General features: G+C 63.6%; 17 protein-coding genes. 6 read left to right on the forward strand and 11 right to left on the reverse strand.

Going from position 1 to position 16,176, the window contains the following annotated elements; translation table 11 throughout:
• Positions 1-156 precede the first annotated feature (156 nt).
• Entirely contained in the window at positions 157-1,464 is a 1,308-nt protein-coding gene (gene kynU, locus F3J24_RS23865) for a kynureninase (protein ID WP_167011240.1), read from the forward strand.
• 34 nt (positions 1,465-1,498) lie between these two features.
• Here the strand turns inward: kynU and F3J24_RS23870 are convergent, their stop codons facing one another.
• Complete coding sequence (locus F3J24_RS23870; protein WP_167011242.1) at positions 1,499-2,908, reverse strand: SLC13 family permease; 1,410 nt, start codon at positions 2,906-2,908, stop codon at positions 1,499-1,501.
• 97 nt (positions 2,909-3,005) lie between these two features.
• On the opposite strand from F3J24_RS23870, the gene F3J24_RS23875 reads away from it, so the two are divergent.
• Positions 3,006-3,581: a helix-turn-helix domain-containing protein gene (locus F3J24_RS23875; protein ID WP_167011244.1), complete on the forward strand. Its 576-nt coding sequence runs from the start codon at positions 3,006-3,008 to the stop codon at positions 3,579-3,581.
• 21 nt (positions 3,582-3,602) lie between these two features.
• Here the strand turns inward: F3J24_RS23875 and F3J24_RS23880 are convergent, their stop codons facing one another.
• Both F3J24_RS23880 and F3J24_RS23885 read right to left on the reverse strand, forming a co-directional pair.
• Positions 3,603-4,544 carry a DNA-3-methyladenine glycosylase gene (locus F3J24_RS23880; RefSeq protein WP_240154459.1) on the reverse strand — a complete coding sequence of 314 codons (942 nt, stop codon included), beginning with the start codon at positions 4,542-4,544 and terminating at the stop codon, positions 3,603-3,605.
• Between the two features lie 141 nt (positions 4,545-4,685).
• Positions 4,686-5,564 carry a methylated-DNA--[protein]-cysteine S-methyltransferase gene (locus F3J24_RS23885; RefSeq protein WP_167011248.1) on the reverse strand — a complete coding sequence of 293 codons (879 nt, stop codon included), beginning with the start codon at positions 5,562-5,564 and terminating at the stop codon, positions 4,686-4,688.
• A gap of 155 nt (positions 5,565-5,719) precedes the next feature.
• Between F3J24_RS23885 and kynA the strand changes: the two genes are divergently transcribed.
• Complete coding sequence (kynA, locus tag F3J24_RS23890; protein ID WP_043006945.1) at positions 5,720-6,595, forward strand: tryptophan 2,3-dioxygenase; 876 nt, start codon at positions 5,720-5,722, stop codon at positions 6,593-6,595.
• A gap of 110 nt (positions 6,596-6,705) precedes the next feature.
• Entirely contained in the window at positions 6,706-7,971 is a 1,266-nt protein-coding gene (locus F3J24_RS23895; RefSeq protein ID WP_167011250.1) for an MFS transporter, read from the forward strand.
• A 45-nt stretch (positions 7,972-8,016) separates the two neighbouring features.
• On the opposite strand, the gene F3J24_RS23900 is transcribed toward F3J24_RS23895, so the two are convergent.
• The 5 genes from F3J24_RS23900 to F3J24_RS25240 form a co-directional block, all read right to left on the reverse strand.
• Positions 8,017-9,207 (reverse strand): FAD-dependent monooxygenase, encoded by a 1,191-nt coding sequence (locus F3J24_RS23900; protein ID WP_167011252.1) that lies wholly within the window; start codon positions 9,205-9,207, stop codon positions 8,017-8,019.
• A 119-nt stretch (positions 9,208-9,326) separates the two neighbouring features.
• Positions 9,327-9,617, reverse strand: a complete 291-nt coding sequence (locus F3J24_RS23905; protein WP_003052529.1) for an H-NS family nucleoid-associated regulatory protein — start codon at positions 9,615-9,617, stop codon at positions 9,327-9,329.
• A gap of 130 nt (positions 9,618-9,747) precedes the next feature.
• Positions 9,748-9,963: a transporter associated domain-containing protein gene (locus F3J24_RS25230; protein WP_370527770.1), complete on the reverse strand. Its 216-nt coding sequence runs from the start codon at positions 9,961-9,963 to the stop codon at positions 9,748-9,750.
• 52 nt (positions 9,964-10,015) lie between these two features.
• Entirely contained in the window at positions 10,016-10,168 is a 153-nt protein-coding gene (locus F3J24_RS25235; protein ID WP_370527771.1) for a hypothetical protein, read from the reverse strand.
• Positions 10,161-10,730: a CNNM domain-containing protein gene (locus F3J24_RS25240; RefSeq protein ID WP_370527772.1), complete on the reverse strand. Its 570-nt coding sequence runs from the start codon at positions 10,728-10,730 to the stop codon at positions 10,161-10,163. The genes F3J24_RS25235 and F3J24_RS25240 overlap by 8 nt, the downstream gene beginning before the upstream one ends.
• 322 nt (positions 10,731-11,052) lie before the next feature.
• Here F3J24_RS25240 and F3J24_RS23915 point away from each other — a divergent pair, with 322 nt between their 5' ends.
• Positions 11,053-11,907: a symmetrical bis(5'-nucleosyl)-tetraphosphatase gene (locus F3J24_RS23915; protein ID WP_167011254.1), complete on the forward strand. Its 855-nt coding sequence runs from the start codon at positions 11,053-11,055 to the stop codon at positions 11,905-11,907.
• A 55-nt stretch (positions 11,908-11,962) separates the two neighbouring features.
• Here F3J24_RS23915 and F3J24_RS23920 read toward each other — a convergent pair whose 3' ends face one another.
• From F3J24_RS23920 to F3J24_RS23930, 3 genes are all read right to left on the reverse strand, one after another.
• Complete coding sequence (locus F3J24_RS23920; protein WP_167011256.1) at positions 11,963-13,384, reverse strand: DEAD/DEAH box helicase; 1,422 nt, start codon at positions 13,382-13,384, stop codon at positions 11,963-11,965.
• Positions 13,385-13,594: 210 nt separating this feature from the next.
• On the reverse strand, positions 13,595-14,464 hold the full coding sequence (locus F3J24_RS23925; RefSeq protein WP_167011258.1) for a neutral zinc metallopeptidase: 870 nt from the start codon (positions 14,462-14,464) through the stop codon (positions 13,595-13,597).
• Positions 14,465-14,607: 143 nt separating this feature from the next.
• Positions 14,608-14,937, reverse strand: a complete 330-nt coding sequence (locus F3J24_RS23930; protein WP_167011259.1) for a hypothetical protein — start codon at positions 14,935-14,937, stop codon at positions 14,608-14,610.
• A 156-nt stretch (positions 14,938-15,093) separates the two neighbouring features.
• Here F3J24_RS23930 and F3J24_RS23935 point away from each other — a divergent pair, with 156 nt between their 5' ends.
• Positions 15,094-16,053: a delta(1)-pyrroline-2-carboxylate reductase family protein gene (locus F3J24_RS23935; protein WP_167011262.1), complete on the forward strand. Its 960-nt coding sequence runs from the start codon at positions 15,094-15,096 to the stop codon at positions 16,051-16,053.
• Positions 16,054-16,176 lie beyond the last annotated feature (123 nt).

A 16,176-nucleotide genomic window follows, 5' to 3' on the forward strand; every position in this document is an offset into this window, starting at 1 on the left:
GGCGCAAAGAAACCGATGTCCGCGCTGCAAGGCGGCCGGGCCGCCCCGCTCTCGGACACAATAAGCGGTTCCCAGCCCAGCCAGATTTGAATCAAAACCCGCTTCAGCGCAGACAAAATCAGCGTCAGAAGCTATCAAAATGAGAAAAGGAAGACAATGACCACTTTGCAGGACTGCCAGGTTCTGGACGCCCAGGACCCGCTGCGCGCGCTGCGCGAACGCTTTGCCCTGCCCCAGGGCGTGATCTACCTGGACGGCAATTCCCTGGGTGCCCAGCCCAGGGCCGCCGCCGCGCGCGCGGCCGAAGTGGTGACGCAGGAATGGGGCCAGGACCTCATCACCTCCTGGAACAAGGCCGGCTGGATCACGCTGCCCGAGCGCCTTGGCAACCAGTTCGCACCCTGGCTGGGCGTGGGCCAGGGCGAGTTGGTGTTCACCGACACCACCTCCATCAATCTCTACAAGGTGCTGAGCGCTGCCGCGCGCATCGCCCGCGAAGACGCGCCTGGCCGCAAAAAGCTGATCAGCGAGCGCAGCAACTTCCCCACCGACCTCTATATCGCCCAGTCCGTCTGCCAGGAATACGGCCTGGAGCTGGTGCTGCTAGAGCCCGAGGAAATCGCCGGCGCGCTGCAGACCGATGTGGCGATCTCCATGCTCACCCATGTCAACTACCGCACGGGTGCCATGCACGATATGGCCGCTGTGACGGCCGCCGCCCATGCCAAAGGCATTCTCTGCGTCTGGGATCTTTGCCACAGCGCAGGTGCCGTGCCCGTGGACCTCAAGGGCGCCGATGCCGACTTTGCCGTGGGCTGCAGCTACAAATACCTCAACGGCGGCCCCGGCGCACCGGCCTTTGTCTGGGCGCATCCGCGCCTGATCAACCGCTTCTGGCAGCCGCTGTCGGGCTGGTTCGGCCACGCCGAGCCGTTCAAGTTCGTGCCCGACTACCACCCCGCCCAGGGCATACAGCGCTATCTCTGCGGCACACAGCCCATGATCAGCATGAGCGTGCTGCAGTGCGGTATCGACATCTACACCGAGGCCGAGGCTTTCGGCGGCATGGCCGCGCTGCGCAAGAAATCGCTGGCGCTGACCGATCTGTTCATCCAGCTCGTGGAAGAACGCTGCCAGGGCCACGGCCTGGGTCTGGCGACACCGCGCGAGCATGCGGCACGCGGCTCCCAGGTCTGCCTGACCCGGGAAGAAGGCCTGGGCCTGGACGGCCAGAACAGTGGCGCCTACGCCATTGTCCAGGCGCTGATTGCACGCGGCGTGATCGGCGACTTCCGCAAGGGCGATGGCGGCACGGGCCAGCACAAGGACATCCTGCGCTTCGGTTTCACGCCGCTGTATGTGGGCTTTGCCGATGTCTGGAATGCCGTCGAGCATCTGCGCCAGGTGCTGGAATCGGGCGAATGGAAGCAGCCCGAGTTCAATACCGTGCATGCCGTGACCTGAGGCAGGCACCTGGGGCGGGCCGGCCAGCATACGGTCAGGCCCGCGCCCAGCTCCAATTGAGCACGCCCATCAGCGCCACGGCGACCAGGTCCAGCATCAGCACGCTTTGCTGCACCCAGCGCCGCTGGTCAGCCCCCTGCGCCAGCAGTTGCACTGCCATCTCCACCTTGCCGGGCGAAGCCATGAGCAGCAGCGAGGCACTGACGTTGTGCACCGCCATGAATGGCAGCAGCGGCGCGCCCAGCGCATGGGCGATCTCGGCCTGCGTGGCTGCGAACATGGCATTGGCCCCGGTATTGGAGCCGGTCACGAAGCCTCCCAGCGCTCCCACAAACGGTGCGGCAAACAGATATAGTGGCCCGCTGCGGGCCAGCGCCTGCGCCAGCTGCGCGGCCATGCCCGAAACCGCCATCAGCACGCCCAGCACAATGAACAGCGCCGTGACCGGCGCCACCTGCAGCCAGGAGCGCCAGACCTTTTCCAGCGATGGGCGCGCCGGCCGGCCTCGCGTGAAAAAAACCGCCGCCACCAGCAGCCACAGTCCCGGCGAAGCCAGCCCATGCAAGGCAGCGGGCAGATCCAGGGAGCGCAGCAGCGCTGCGGCCGCCAGCACGCCGCCCAGCAGCAACGCATAGGCCGCCAGCGCTCGCCGCCCCGGTGCGCTCAGGGGCGGCTTGTCCGCGTCCGTTTGCGACACGCGCAGGCGCAGCAGATGCCAGCCCACCACCAGCAACGCCCCTAGCGCCCCTGCGGGCGCCGTGCCGGCCAGGGTATTCATCAGAGCCACGGCCGCCGTCAGCAACAAGCCCGACAGCAGGCCCTGCAGCAGAGCCGGCCAGCGACGGCCCGGCGCACTCGCCAGAGCCGCCGCGGCCATGCCGGTGATGACAAACGGGATCACGCTGACCAGGGCCGAGGCCTGACCCAGCTCCTTGAACGGCAGACCCGCCATGGTGGCCGCCACCAGCGTCCCTGGCCCCATGGAGCCCCAGGGCACGGCGCAAAGGCCCAGCAGACCGATGAGCACCACCTTGCGCGGCGGCAAGCCGAAGTGCGCGAGCAGCGGTATGCCGATGGTCACGCCCACGCCAAAGCCGGTGACCGACTCGGCAAACGGCGTGATGCCATGCACCACCAGCAGCACGGCGCCCGTGCCGCTGCCGGCCCTGGCCAGCAGCCAGTCGGCCAGCGCCTTCTGCGCCCCTGACTCGCGCAGCACCTCGGACAGCAGCAGCCCTCCGCCCACGATCAGCAGCACTTCCAGCAGCACCGGCGCCCAGTGCATGCCCGCGGCCAGCCATGTTGAAGCGGGTTGCGCAAAGGCTGCGGCAATCACCAGCAGCGCCACCGCCACGCCCAGTGCTGCGGCATGCAGCGAGCGCCAGCCCACCAGCAGGACGGCGATGACGGTGGCCACGGGCAAGGCACTGATAAACATGTACATTGCATTCATTCTCGAAAAATAATTTCCTATACGAAAAATTATTTTCTCATAGGAAAATTTTCAAAACAAGAACAGACGCCATGACAAGGAGCCAGACTTGAACTCCACCACCGCATCGCAGGCATCGGAGCAGGATGCGCTTTTCGGTGCCGCCGTCCGCGCGCGCCGCGCCCAGCTGGGCATCACACTGAATCAGCTGGCCCAGGCCAGCGGCGTCTCGCCGGGCGCGCTGTCGCGCGTGGAGCGCGGCCTGCTGGCCACCAGCCTGCGCAATGCCATGGCAATTGCACAAGGTCTGGGCTGCGAGCTTGGCGAGCTGGTGCAGAGCGCACCCAGCGCGCAGATCACGCGCGCCGGCGAGAATCTGCGCTTTGTCGACGAGGTCAGCGGCGTGGAACGCCTGGCCCTGGCCAGCCCCAGCGCGGGCGTGAACCTCGTGCATTACCGCTTTCCGCCGCACGCGGTCTCCAGCCATTTCGCGGCCCATCGCGCAGGCACGCGCGAGGTCTTTCATGTGCTGGAAGGCAGCATCGAAGTCTTTACCGCCCAGGAGCAGGTGCTGCTGCACGCGGGCGACACGGCCACGCTGGTGGTGGACAGCGAGCACCGGCTAGCCAACGCCTCGGGCCAGCCCGCACGTTTGTTGCTGCTGGTGCTGTCGCCGCCGCTCTGAAGCGCTGCCGCCTGTCGCCTCTCAATAGGCGCTGTCGGCCAGCGAGGCCCACAGGTGCGCGGCCACCAGCGCGCGCCAGGGCTTGAACTGTTCCAGCCAGTCGCTGGCGGCGCGCGCATCGGGCTTGTCGCTGCCGGTAAGCAGACCGATGGCCCGACGCACCGCCACATCCCCGTGCAGGCTGCCGTCGGGCCAGCCATAGCCGCGCAGCAAGGTGTAGTTCACCGTCCACGGCCCTATGCCCTTGACCGCCAGCAATTGCGCCGAGGCAGCCGCCACATCCTCCTCGCACCAGTGGCCAGCGGCGCTGCGGGCGGCCCAGTCGTCCAGCGGCAGCTGCCCCTCGGCAACGGCCTGGGCCACGGCCAGCAGGGTCTGGGCCTTGGCCTGGGAAAAGCCCGCACCACGCAGCGCGTCCAGCCCCAGGTCCGCCACGCGCTGTGCATCGGGATAGGCGCGCAGCGCCGGCATGCCCCCGTCTTGCGCCAGCGGCTCGCCCGCCAGCGCTATCAGCTTGCGCCGCAGCGAAACGGCCACGGCCACCGTGATCTGCTGGCCGGTGATGGCCCAGGTCAGCGCCTCGAAGGGCGTAGGCGAGCCGGGCACATGCAGGCCGGCCTGACGCGAGAGCAGCGCGCCCAGCTCGGGGTGGTCGCCATGCGCCAACTCCAGCTGGCCGGGCGCGTAGATCAGCCCCAGCATGCGTTTCACCATGGCCTGCAGCGCGGCCCGGTCTGCCTCGGCCGGCTCTGCGTACGGCGCATGCAAGCTGGCCTGCACCTCTCCAGTCTGCCATTGCAGCTGCAGCAAGGCGGGGCTGTGCTTCCACATGATGGCCTTGTGCAGGCTGTGTGCGCCGGCATCGACCCGCTCGGCCAGTTGCTGCTCGTCGCGATCATGGAAATGCACGAATTCGTCAAAGCGGTAACGCGCGGGAAGGGCAATGGAGACTTCAAGCAGCATGCGGTTTTCTATCACAGCGGGCTGCGCTGAAGCGCGTCTGTGCTTCAATCATGAAATTCATAGCTTCTATCGCTCATCAATCAAAGATTTCAGATAGATATCCATCAAAAAGCGTTGAATAGCATGCGATAACAGCTCTCTTTATGAGAGCTTGGGTTGGGCCTGCTGGGCCTCGCGCAGCAGCAGCGCACGCTTGCGCTCCACGCCCCAGCGATAGCCCGAGATGCTGCCGTCGTTGCGCAGCACACGGTGACAGGGCACGGCCACGGCAATCGGATTGGCCGCCACCGCACTGGCCACGGCCCGCGTGGCGCTGGGCTGGCCCAGATGCCGGGCCAGTTCGCTGTAGCTGACGGTCTGCCCAGCGGGAATGCTCTGCAGCGCCTGCCAGACGCGCTGCTGAAATGCCGTACCCTGAATATCCAGCGGCAGGGCCAGCCCCAGCCTGGGCTGCTCCATCAGTGCCACCACCTGGGCCACGGTCTGCTCATACTGGGCATCGGCTCCGATCAGTTGCGCCGCCGCAAAACGCTGCTGCAGATCGTCGACCAGCGCATGCGGGTCATCGCCCAGCAGCACGCAGCACACGCCCTTGTCGGTGCTGGCCACCAGCAGGCTGCCCAGCGAGCATTCGGCCAGGGCGAAGCGGATGCGCTGGTCCTGGCCGCGCTTGCGATAGGACTGCGGCGCCATGCCCAGCATGGCCGGGGCATCCTTGTAGAAGCTGCTGCTGGCTTCATAGCCGCTCAGATAGGCCGCATCGGTGACCGACTCGCTGCTGTCCTGCGCCAGCGCGGCGCGCACATGCCTGCCGCGATGGGCCTTGGCATAGGCCTTGGGCGTGAGCCCCGTGGCACGCTTGAAGCTGCGGTGCAGCTGCCAGGGGCTGAGCCCCAGCCGCTGGGCCAGCTCATCCAGCGCGGGCACGGGCTCTTCGCTCTCCAGCCAGCGGCAGCACAGGACCATGCGCTCATCGATTGGCGGGTTGGCGGCGGCTGTAGAGTGCAGAGGACTGGACATGGCTTGAATCTCGGCTGAGTGCGTTTTCCGTCACGGGTCTGTGACTGGCCTGACTTTACGCAAAGCTTTGGCAGCTTGCATCCACGTTCTTGCAGGCTTTGCGGGCCCGGATTCGGTTACGCTGCGCGCACCGATCCAACAAACATGATTTCACCATGACGAACGAATCCTCCGGCTGCCCTCTGCATGGCGGCGCAGCCATCGTCCGCGACGAGAAAGCCCAGCTCGACTTCAGCCGCGACATGAGCTATGGCGACTATCTGCATCTGGACCAGATTCTCACGGCCCAGCACCCGCTGTCGCCTGCACACGACGAGATGCTGTTCATCGTGCAGCACCAGACCAGCGAACTGTGGATGAAGCTGATGCTGCACGAAGTGCGCGCGGCCACCGCCGCCATTGCCAATGCCTCGGGCGCGACCAAGCCCGATGCCTTCAAGATGCTGGCGCGCGTCTCGCGCATCATGGAGCAGCTGGTCAGCGCCTGGACCGTGCTGTCCACCATGACGCCGCCCGAATACTCGGCCATGCGCCCCTATCTGGCCAACTCCAGCGGCTTCCAGAGCTACCAGTACCGCTGCATCGAGTTCGCGCTGGGCAACAAGAACGCGGCCATGCTCCAGCCCCACGCACATCGCTCGGACCTGCTGGCCCAGGTACAGGCGGCCTACGAATCGCCATCGCTGTACGACGTGGCCCTGCAGCTGCTGGCGCGCGAAGGCATCGCCGTGCCTGCCGACCGCCTGCAGCGCGACTGGACCCAGCCCTATGAAGCCAGCGAAGGCGTCAAGCAGGCCTGGATCACCGTCTACCGCGATCCGCACAAGCACTGGGATCTGTACCAGTTGGGCGAAAAACTGGCCGATATCGAAGACGCCTTCCGTCTCTGGCGCTTCCGCCACCTGACCACGGTGGAGCGCGTCATCGGCTTCAAGCGCGGCACGGGCGGCACCGGTGGCGTGAGCTACCTCAAGAAGATGCTGGACGTGGTACTGTTTCCCGAGATCTGGAGCCTGCGCACCGAGCTGTAAGCCGCTTTGGCCATCGCCACTCAGGCTGCCCCTGCTGCTCTTTCGTGACAGCGCGGGCAGCCTGAATTATTTAGGCTCCGTGCAAAACCTAACATCACAACAAACTGCCCATGCCTTCCGATCACAGCGCCGCCCCGGCTGCGCCGAACACCAGCTCCAAGCCCGACTCCTCCGCCTGGGCCATGCTGGTCTGCCTGCTCACGGGCTTTGCACTGAGCCAGGCCTTTCGCACGGTCACCTCCATCATCGCCGACGGTCTGCGCACGGACTTTGGCCTTTCCGCGCAGTCGCTGGGCTCGTTTGCCGGGCTGTTTGCGCTGTCCTTCGGCGTGGCGCAGCTGCTCATGGGCATAGGCATGGATATATACGGCCTGCGCCGTACCGTGCTGCTGGCCTTTCCCCTGTCGATTGCGGGCGCCGCGCTGTCCGCACTGGCACCCAGCTATTCCTGGCTGATGCTGGGCCAACTGCTGATCGGCGTGGGCTGCTCGCCCGCCTTTCTGGCCAGCACCATGTTCATAGCGCGCCACTTTCCGGCAGATAAATTTGCCTATCTCTCGGGCATAGGCCTGGGTCTGGGCGGGCTGGGCCTGCTGTTCACCGGCACGCCCATGGCCTGGCTGGTGCAGCATCTGGGCTGGCGCGCCGGCTTTGTGCTGCTGGCCGTGCTCAGCGCACTGTCCTGGCTGCTGATTTTCTTCAAGGTGCATGAGCCCGAGTTGCCCGGCGACGCCCTGCCCAAGCCCGGTTTCATGCAGGCGCTGCAGGGTTTTGGCAGCCTGCTGCTGCTGCCCCATACCTGGGGCATCGTGCTGCTGGGCATGGTCAGCTACGCATCGTTTCTCACCGTGCGCGGGCTCTGGCTCAGCCCCATGCTGATGGACCGCTACCAGTTTTCATTGGTCACCACCGGCAACGTGGCCCTAGCCAGCTCCATCATTTCGCTGTTCGTGCCCTCCATGTTCGGCAGACTCGATCCGGGACCCGCCAGACGCCGCCAGCGCATCGCACGCTTTGCACTGCTCATGGCCGGCGTTTTTGTGGCCCTGGCCCTGGTCCACCAGTCCGTGGGCAGCGTGGTGCTGCTGATGGCCATGAGTGTGCTTTCGGGCTACGGCACGCTGATCTACGCCGATGTGCGCTCCTCCTACCCGCCAGCCACGACGGGACGCGCCCTGTCCATCTTCACCATGGCCATGTTCCTCGGAGCAGCACTCATGCAGTGGCTGTCGGGCCTGGTCGCAGGGGTTGCGGAGCGCCAGAATGCCGACATCTACCAGGCCGTGATGCTGATGATTGCCGCCATGCTTGGCGGCGGCGTGCTGGCCTACCGGGTCATCAAGCCTTCGCCACTGCTGCTCAAGGCCGACCACTAGATCGCTGCTGGCGCGGTGCACGCAGCGCTGGAAACTGCGCCCGCGCTAGAGCGCGTTTTCGTAGAGCCAGGGCACATCCATGATGCGCCCCCCCAGAGCGCGCAGCGACAGATCACGTCCCCAGCGCAGCGGCCCTGTCGCATGGAAGATGCGGCCATTGCGTAGCGAGCGCTCCTGCACCCTGGCATTGCGCTGCCAGCGATTCAGCGCATAGCGCCGCAGCCGCAGGCTGACGTCCAGATCATGCATGGACAGGGCGCTTTGCAGTTCGGCCGCATCCTCGATGGCCATGCCGGCGCCCTGGGCCAGATAGGGACGCATGGGATGGGCGGCGTCGCCGAGCAAGGCCACGAGACCCTGCGCCATCTGGGCCTGTGACGAGAGCGGCTGGCGGTCGGCCACCGGCCACAGGCGCCATTCACCGCCTCCACCGGGCACATGCTGTACCAGATCCCGCAGATAGCCACATGTGCCCTGAAGATGCTGCAGCAGGTCGGGCAGATTGGCGGAATGGTCCCAGTGGTCGAGATCCTCAGGCGCCGGCCCCTGGACGATGATCACGAGATTCTGCAGCTCGCCTCGGCGCACGGGGTACTGAATCGCGTGCAGCTGCGGCCCCAGCCATGCCGTGACCTCGCTGGTGCGCAAGCGCTTGGGAAGATTGGCCTGATGCACCATGGCACGATAGGCCAGATGTCCGGTCACTCGCGGCGGTCCGTCGCCCAGCATCTGGGCCCGCATGGCACTGCGCACGCCGTCCGCTCCGATCAGCGCATCGCCCTCGATGAGCTTGCCGGAGCTGGTGCGAATGGTGACCACACCGTCCTGCTCGCTGTAGCTGCTGACGGCCTGGTTGAGGTTGAGGTGAACCCCTGCCAGACCCTGCAGGGTCTCCAGCAAGATCCCGTGCAGGTCGGCGCGATGAATGGTGAGATAGCTGGCCCCGTAGCGCTGCACCATATCCACGCCCAGCGGCAAACGACCCAACTCCTGCCCTGTCACAGCACTGCAGGCACGCAAGGCCTGGGGAGACGCCACGACCTGCTGCAAGGATCGCTGCAGCCCCCAGGCCTGAAGACGACGCACCACATTGGGCCCGAGCTGAATGCCGGCACCGACTTCCGAAAACTGCGTGGCACGCTCGAACAAACGTACCCCCCAATCGGCACGTACCGCCCCTATGGCTGCGGCCAGACCACCGATACCACCACCTGCAATCAACACCTGCTTGTTCATGGACTCTTATTGTGCCGCCTAGTCAGCTGCATCGACGAGAACTCCGATTTGCGCTGCCGCAAACTTTGCCCCATGAAAAAAGCCCGCCAAGGCGGGCTCTTTCAACGTGCGCAAGCAGATCAGATAGCGAACTTTTCGCGGTCCTGGTCTGCAATCCACTTTGGCGGCTTGCCGCGGCCGGTCCAGGTCTGACCCGTTGCAGGATCACGATACTTGGGAGCCACCTTGGCGCCAGCATTGGCGGAAGAGCGTGCGCGAGCGGGAGGGAAAACATCTTCAGCAGTCAAGCCATACTCAGCAATCAGGCCGCGAACCTTGCTCACGGCTTCGGCCAGTTCACGCGAACGGGCTTCATTGATTTGCTGTTCCAGCTCTTCTCTCTGCTTCAGGAGTTCCTTGTAAGTGCTCATGATTTGCGCTTCTCGGTTGATTAAAGTGGATTCATTATAAATGCGGGAATTTCAAATTCATCTTTTTCCGAGTAAGCAGAAACCACAATTCAAAATATTTTATAAAATGCAACCATGTGTTAATAAATAGCTATTCTCTCTGGGTAACCGCCAATATCCTGTCGATGCGCTTGCCATTCATATCAACGACTTCCGATATCCAGCCGCTACACCAGACCTTCTCGCCCAGAACGGGCAAATGACCGCTTTCGGCGAGGCATAAACCGGCCAGCGTGTCATAGATACCTTTGTCTTCATCGGGCAATACCCGAATCGCCAGTCTGCCCTTCAATTCGGCGACAGGCATCAGATCAGCCAGGCACCGTCTTCTCTTCGGGCTACCCAGGCCTTGGCTTCCTTCATGCAGCGAAGCCTCCGGTAATCACCTCCAGCAAGTCCCGCAGCATCATGATGTCCTGAATCACGCCATATTCATCGGCCACAAACACCATGCGCCCTGTTTTGGCGCACAGCTGATTGAGCCGCCCCATTCCGCTCAAGATTTCAGGCAAGAATGTAGAAGCCAGTGCATGCTCTCACAGCAAGTCGCTTGATCTCTCGCCCAGCGCCAACATCCTGAACACGCTGGTGATGTCCTGCACCCCATCTAGTGAACCACGGTTCTACCGGATACCACAAACCCCCACCCATCGCCCAGCCTTCGGCGCAGGCATCCAAACCTGCGACATCGTCACTTCGCCATCCATTCAATGCATATCGGCGCGGTTGAGCATTAAAGATATGAGATGTCTGTCGTCTAAATGTAAAAAATTCGCACCATCTGGTGCTCATGCGCCTCAATCGAACCCGCATCACGCCCTGCTCCAAACTGGCCACAACTTCCTCCTCGCTCACCGTCGTGCTGGTAGATTCATTAATACTGAGTGGCGTCAAAATGACATGCGTAGAAAATGCCAACAAACGCACAAAGGGCTTTGCAACAGAGGCAATCGAGGCCATAGGTCGCGCCGCCAATACCGAAACCGGCTTGGGATGGAGCTGCCCTATACGCACAGGAACCAGTTCGCAGAAGATAATCGTTATAAATGTAATAGCAGTTACGACGATAGGCATTGCCGAAATGGTGGAAACTCTCTCCGATATTCCCAGCCGTACCAGCCAAACTGCCTGCCCAGCACAGAAGGCAGCCTCGCCAAAATGCCGTTGGGCAGCCCGATGGAAGTAATCCCCACTTGCATGGACGACAGAAATGGCCTGGGGTTCTCGAGCAGTTCCAGCGCAGCCTGCACACCCTTGCCTTCGCCTGCGCCAAAGTCAGCAATCTTGCCTTGCAGTTGGAGGTCAGTGCCAATTCCGACATTGCAAACACCCCGTTGAGCAGCGGCAGCTATGCAACCAGCAGAAAATCCATGACTCGTCCATCAGAAAGAAGACCATGGCACTTTACTGTATCGGGGACATTCAGGGCTGCGATGACGCCTTCGAGCGCTTATTGCAGACCATTGATTTCTCCGTAAGTCGGGACACACTTTATGTGCTCGGCGACCTTGTCAATCGCGGCCCCAAATCCGCCGAAGTATTACGCCGCTGCATGCAGGCCGGCGATGCCATGCGCCCGCTGCTCGGCAATCACGACCTCCATCTGCTGGCCGCTGCTCAGGGCCTGCGCCGCCAAAGCAAGCGCGACACATTGGCCCGGGTTCTGAACGCACCCGACCGTGATGCCCTGCTGCACTGGCTGCGTCAGCAGCCTCTGGCCCGGCTGCACACCAATGCACTGGGCGAAAAGCTGCTCATGGTGCATGCAGGCGTGCTGCCCTCCTGGAGTGCCCAGGACGCCATGGCTTTGAGTGCCGAAGTCGAGTCCGTGCTGCAATCTGACGAGCACACGCGCTTTTTGCAGAATATGTATGGCAACCAGCCCGATCGCTGGTCCGCCGAACTGCAAGGCGATGGCCGGCTGCGCTGCGTCGTCAATGCCTTTACCCGTCTGCGCTTTTGCAGTGCCGAAGGCGTCATGGACTTCGAGAGCGCGGAATCCGCCGATCAGGCACCCGAAGGACTGATGCCCTGGTTCGATGTGCCGGGCCGGCTCACTGCTGGTACGCCCATGGCTTTCGGCCACTGGTCCACGCTGGGCCATGTCAACCGACCCGATCTGATGGCCATGGATACCGGCTGCGTCTGGGGCGGCTGCCTCAGCATGATGAGAATCGGCGAGCGCATGGGCGAGCGAGAGCTGATCCAGCTGCAGTGCCCGCAGGCCCAGATACCCGGCGCCAAGGGATAGAGCAAAGAAAAACGCCTGCATAAGGCAGGCGTTTTCTGGGGCGATTACCGTGCGCTCAGGAAGCTACGACAGGCGCTCTGAACAAGGCCGCGACCTTGCGCTTGGGCTTGATGCTCGCGCTCTTGACCGGGGCGACATGCTTGCTGTCCCAGGATGCGGTCTCGGCCACGCTGCTGGCCTCATAGGGTTTGTCAAAGAAAGGGTCGACATTGACAGGACGCTGGGCCATGCGTGAGGGACGATGCGCATAGCCGCCGCGGGGCGCTGCATCGAACTCGCGTTCGCGACGCGGACGATATTCCTCATCGCTGCGGCTGCGGCGTGCCGGACGGAAGTCCTGCATGGGCGCGGGTTCGACTTCGATCTTCTTCTTGGTGAGCTTTTCGATGTCGGCCACATTGCGGCTGTCATGGTCGGTCACCAGGGTCACGGCCAGACCGGATGCGCCGGCGCGACCGGTACGGCCAATGCGGTGCACATAGTCTTCGGCGTTGAAAGGCACGTCGTAGTTGAACACGGCGGGCACGTCCTTGATGTCGAGGCCGCGCGCGGCCACATCGGTACAGACCAGCAGATCCACCTCACCGGCCTTGAAGGCTTCCAGCGCCTTCAGGCGTTCGTCCTGGCTCTTGTCTCCATGCAGTGCAGCGGCGCGCAGACCGTCACGCTCCAGGGCACGCGTCAGGCGCGCACAGCCCAGCTTGCTGTTGGAGAAGATGAAGGCCTGGCGAATGTCGCGCTCCTTGAGCACGGAACGAATCGCATAGCGCTTGTCGTCATCCGTGACCTTGTAGAAGCGCTGCTCCACCGTGGATGCAGTCTCATTGGGACGAGCCACCTCGATGGTCACGGGGTCCTGCAGATAGCTGCCGGCCAGACGCTTGATCTCGGGCGAGAACGTGGCCGAGAACAGCAGCGTGGTGCGGCTCTTGGGCAGATAGGAGAGGATGCGCTGCAGATCGGGCAGAAAGCCGATATCCAGCATGCGGTCGGCCTCGTCCAGCACCACATATTCCACCTGGTTGAGCACCACATTCTTGGCTTCGATGTGGTCCAGCAAACGGCCGGGCGTCGCTACCAGCACCTCGACGCCTTTTTTCAGCTCGATGGTCTGGGGCTTCATGTCCATGCCGCCAAACACCACGGTGCTGCGCAGCTTGGTGTGCTTGGCGTACAGGGCGATCTGTTGCGCCACCTGATCGGCTAGCTCACGCGTGGGCAGAAGCACCAGGGCGCGCACCGGATGGCGGGCAGGCGACGCTGAAGCGTTTTCATGGCGCATCAGGCGCTGCAGCAAGGGCAGGGAGAAAGCCGCTGTCTTGCCTGTGCCGGTCTGGGCTGCGCCCATGACGTCCTTGCCGGTCAATACCACCGGAATGGCCTGCGCCTGAATCGGAGTCATGGACTCATAGCCCATGTCGGCCACTGCGCGTGCCAGGGGCTCAGCCAAGTGAAGATTGGAGAAAGAGCTTGTCATTGAGGGCGTTATTGTCGCACCGAGTGGGTTTTTCGCGTTGGCTTTGTGATTTTCTTCAGACGGAAAGCCTTCGCCCCCTCTGTTTTCACGCGTAAGAAGCCTTGCCAATATCCCGTGCAATCTATCGGGATAACCCGGGTTTTCACATTCTGCCGCTCCAAAAACAAAGGCGTGTGACAAAGCACACGCCTGCATCCGTGGGCTCGTGACCTACAGCGACTGGGCAGAGAAGGTGTCGCAGGCCCTGACGCTGCCGGTCTTGTAGCCCTGGGTGAACCAGCGCACACGCTGGGCGCTGGAGCCATGGGTAAAGCTGTCGGGACGCACCGTACCCGTAGCTTCACGCTGCAGCTTGTCGTCGCCGATTTGCTGGGCGGCATTCACGGCCGACTCAATATCGCCCTGCTCCAGCCAGCTCTTGGCCTGCTGCGACTTGTTGGCCCAGATGCCGGCCAGGCAGTCGGCCTGCAGCTCCAGGCGCACCGACATGGCGTTCTGCCGGGTCTCACTGACTCGACCGCGCATGGCATCCACCTTGCCCGAGATGCCAAGCAGGTTCTGCACATGGTGTCCCACCTCGTGGGCAATCACATAGGCACGCGCGAACTCCCCGGGCGCGCCCAGCTGGCGGCTCATGGTGTTGAAGAAGTCCATGTCCAGATAGACCTTGCGGTCGCCCGGGCAGTAGAACGGCCCCATGGCCGACTGCCCCGTGCCGCAGGCCGTGGGCGTCACGCCCGTGAACAGCACCAGCTTGGGTTTCTGATACTGGCCATTTTCCTCGCGGAAGATCTGGGTCCAGACATCCTCGGTCGAGGCCAGCACCGTGGAGACGAACTTGGCGCCCTGGTCGTCTGCTGTCGGACGATGAGCGGGCGCCTGCTGCACCTGGGGCGAGCCCCCGCCGGAAAGCACACCGATGGTGGTCAGCGGATTGATGCCGAACACGCCCCAGCCAATCAGCGCCAGCACCACGGTGCCTATGCCTATGCTGCGACCACCAATGGGGAAACCACCACCGCCACTCTCTCCACGGCGGTCTTCGACGTTGTCCGACTCGCGGTTACCTTCCCATCTCATGGTGCTTTCTCCTTTGCTGTACTGCACGCGGCCTGCGCCGGGTGGCGATATTAAGGGCTGCGGCTGCGACCGGAGGTATCAAGCTGTGCTTTTGCCACACCGGTCAAGCTGCAGTGCAGCATTGTTAACGTTTGGCCCGGTTCTCAGCGGCCGGCAGGCACGGAGATCAGGGTCATGCCCGGCGCGCCGGGCGTGGACTGGGGCTGGTTGCGGGCGACCTGCTCTTCCACCACATCGACCATGCTCAGAAACAGGAAAGCCACTGCCAGCAGGCCCACCACGGCCAGGACGGCCGATGCCCAAAGCCGGGCAGAAGAGGACTTGCGCGGCGTAGCCGCCTGCTGTTGGGTCGGCTCATAGGGCGCGGCCGAGCCGCCATCCCGCCAGACAGGCTCGACCGGGCCACGGCTGGAGGGCGCTTGTGTCCAGGTAGGGTCCTTGCGTTGCCCGGAGCGGGAAGAAAAGCCAAACATGAGTGCACAGAATCGATGAATAAGACAGTGGCTATTGTGCGCTCTGCCAGCCCTTGCTCCCGGCGTCTATGCAGCGACCTGCTGTCGGCCAACACCGGGCCGGGCTTGCAATTCTGTAAGCTCGAAGCCCTGTCCGCTGCCCTCATACGACTGCCCATGAATGCCCTGACCCAGCCCTCTACAGCGTCTCTCGATGCCCGCGCCACTGCCGCACTGCTGCCATGGACCGCCCTGGCCGATGAAATCGAAGCACTTTTGCTCCAGCTGCAAAACAGTGGCGGTGTCACTGTTCCGCCACGCATCGTCATGCCCACGGCTTCCGGCAACTGTCTGTTCTGCATGCCGGCCACCGATGGACAGGTGGCCATGACCAAGCTCATCAGCTTCACGCCCGGCAATGCCCAGGCAGGCAGGCCCACCATTCAGGGCGACATCGTGGTCTTTGACGCAGCCACCGGAGAGCGCCAGCTGATTCTGGACGGCCCCACCGTCACGGCCAGACGCACCGCCGCCGTCTCGCTGCTGGCTGCGCGCCATCTGGCCCCTCAACCCCAGGGCCCGCTGCTCATCATCGGCGCCGGCGTGCAGGGCTGTGCCCATCTGCAGGCCTTTGCCCAGGGCCTGGGCACGCAGGAGGTCTGGATTCACTCGCGCAGCGCCGACAGTGCGCAGCGGCTTGCAAACCAGGCCCGCGACCTGGGTCTGCAGGCACGCATCACCGACGACCTGAAGGAGGCTGCCCGGCACTGCCCACTGATCGTGACCTGCACGCCCGCACAGGCCGTGGTGCTGCACGAGGCCACGCGGCCCGATGCCTTTGTCTGCGCCGTGGGCGCCTTCACGCCCAAAATGATGGAGCTGGCTCCGGCGCTGTGCCAGCGCTTTCTGCGTGAAGGCCAGATCGTCGTCGACACCGAAGATGCGCTGCACGAGGCCGGCGACCTGCTGCAGGCCGGCATTGACGTCAGCACCCTGCCCACATTGGCCACCGTGGTGCAGTGCAACTGGTCGCGCCCCACGACCCCTGTACTCTTCAAATCCTGTGGCTGGGGAGGCTGGGATCTGGCCGCCACACGCCTGGCACTGCGCCAGCATCAGCTGAACCCCCTCGGTTAAGCAGCTTCCACACGCTCATTTATCAGAAGCATCAACCCTTTGATGAATAAGCATCACAGCGATTTTTCGTAATTCCCTGCTGATCACCCCCCTCGCCAAAAGGCGGCGGTCGGCCTCCTGATT

The organism is Comamonas sp. Tr-654 (assembly GCF_011752915.1).
Lineage (GTDB): Bacteria > Pseudomonadota > Gammaproteobacteria > Burkholderiales > Burkholderiaceae_C > Comamonas.

Excerpts from the sequence above, each read along its gene's own strand:
- kynU (WP_167011240.1), top strand. The coding sequence starts at position 157 with ATGACCACTTTGCAGGACTGCCAGGTTCTGGACGCCCAGGACCCGCTG.
- F3J24_RS23870 (WP_167011242.1), bottom strand. The coding sequence starts at position 2,908 with ATGTACATGTTTATCAGTGCCTTGCCCGTGGCCACCGTCATCGCCGTC.
- F3J24_RS23880 (WP_240154459.1), bottom strand. The coding sequence starts at position 4,544 with ATGCTGCTTGAAGTCTCCATTGCCCTTCCCGCGCGTTACCGCTTTGAC.
- F3J24_RS23885 (WP_167011248.1), bottom strand. The coding sequence starts at position 5,564 with ATGTCCAGTCCTCTGCACTCTACAGCCGCCGCCAACCCGCCAATCGAT.
- kynA (WP_043006945.1), top strand. The coding sequence starts at position 5,720 with ATGACGAACGAATCCTCCGGCTGCCCTCTGCATGGCGGCGCAGCCATC.
- F3J24_RS23895 (WP_167011250.1), top strand. The coding sequence starts at position 6,706 with ATGCCTTCCGATCACAGCGCCGCCCCGGCTGCGCCGAACACCAGCTCC.
- F3J24_RS23900 (WP_167011252.1), bottom strand. The coding sequence starts at position 9,207 with ATGAACAAGCAGGTGTTGATTGCAGGTGGTGGTATCGGTGGTCTGGCC.
- F3J24_RS23905 (WP_003052529.1), bottom strand. The coding sequence starts at position 9,617 with ATGAGCACTTACAAGGAACTCCTGAAGCAGAGAGAAGAGCTGGAACAG.
- F3J24_RS25230 (WP_370527770.1), bottom strand. The coding sequence starts at position 9,963 with ATGCCTGTCGCCGAATTGAAGGGCAGACTGGCGATTCGGGTATTGCCC.
- F3J24_RS25240 (WP_370527772.1), bottom strand. The coding sequence starts at position 10,730 with ATGCCTATCGTCGTAACTGCTATTACATTTATAACGATTATCTTCTGC.
- F3J24_RS23915 (WP_167011254.1), top strand. The coding sequence starts at position 11,053 with ATGGCACTTTACTGTATCGGGGACATTCAGGGCTGCGATGACGCCTTC.
- F3J24_RS23920 (WP_167011256.1), bottom strand. The coding sequence starts at position 13,384 with ATGACAAGCTCTTTCTCCAATCTTCACTTGGCTGAGCCCCTGGCACGC.
- F3J24_RS23925 (WP_167011258.1), bottom strand. The coding sequence starts at position 14,464 with ATGAGATGGGAAGGTAACCGCGAGTCGGACAACGTCGAAGACCGCCGT.
- F3J24_RS23930 (WP_167011259.1), bottom strand. The coding sequence starts at position 14,937 with ATGTTTGGCTTTTCTTCCCGCTCCGGGCAACGCAAGGACCCTACCTGG.
- F3J24_RS23935 (WP_167011262.1), top strand. The coding sequence starts at position 15,094 with ATGAATGCCCTGACCCAGCCCTCTACAGCGTCTCTCGATGCCCGCGCC.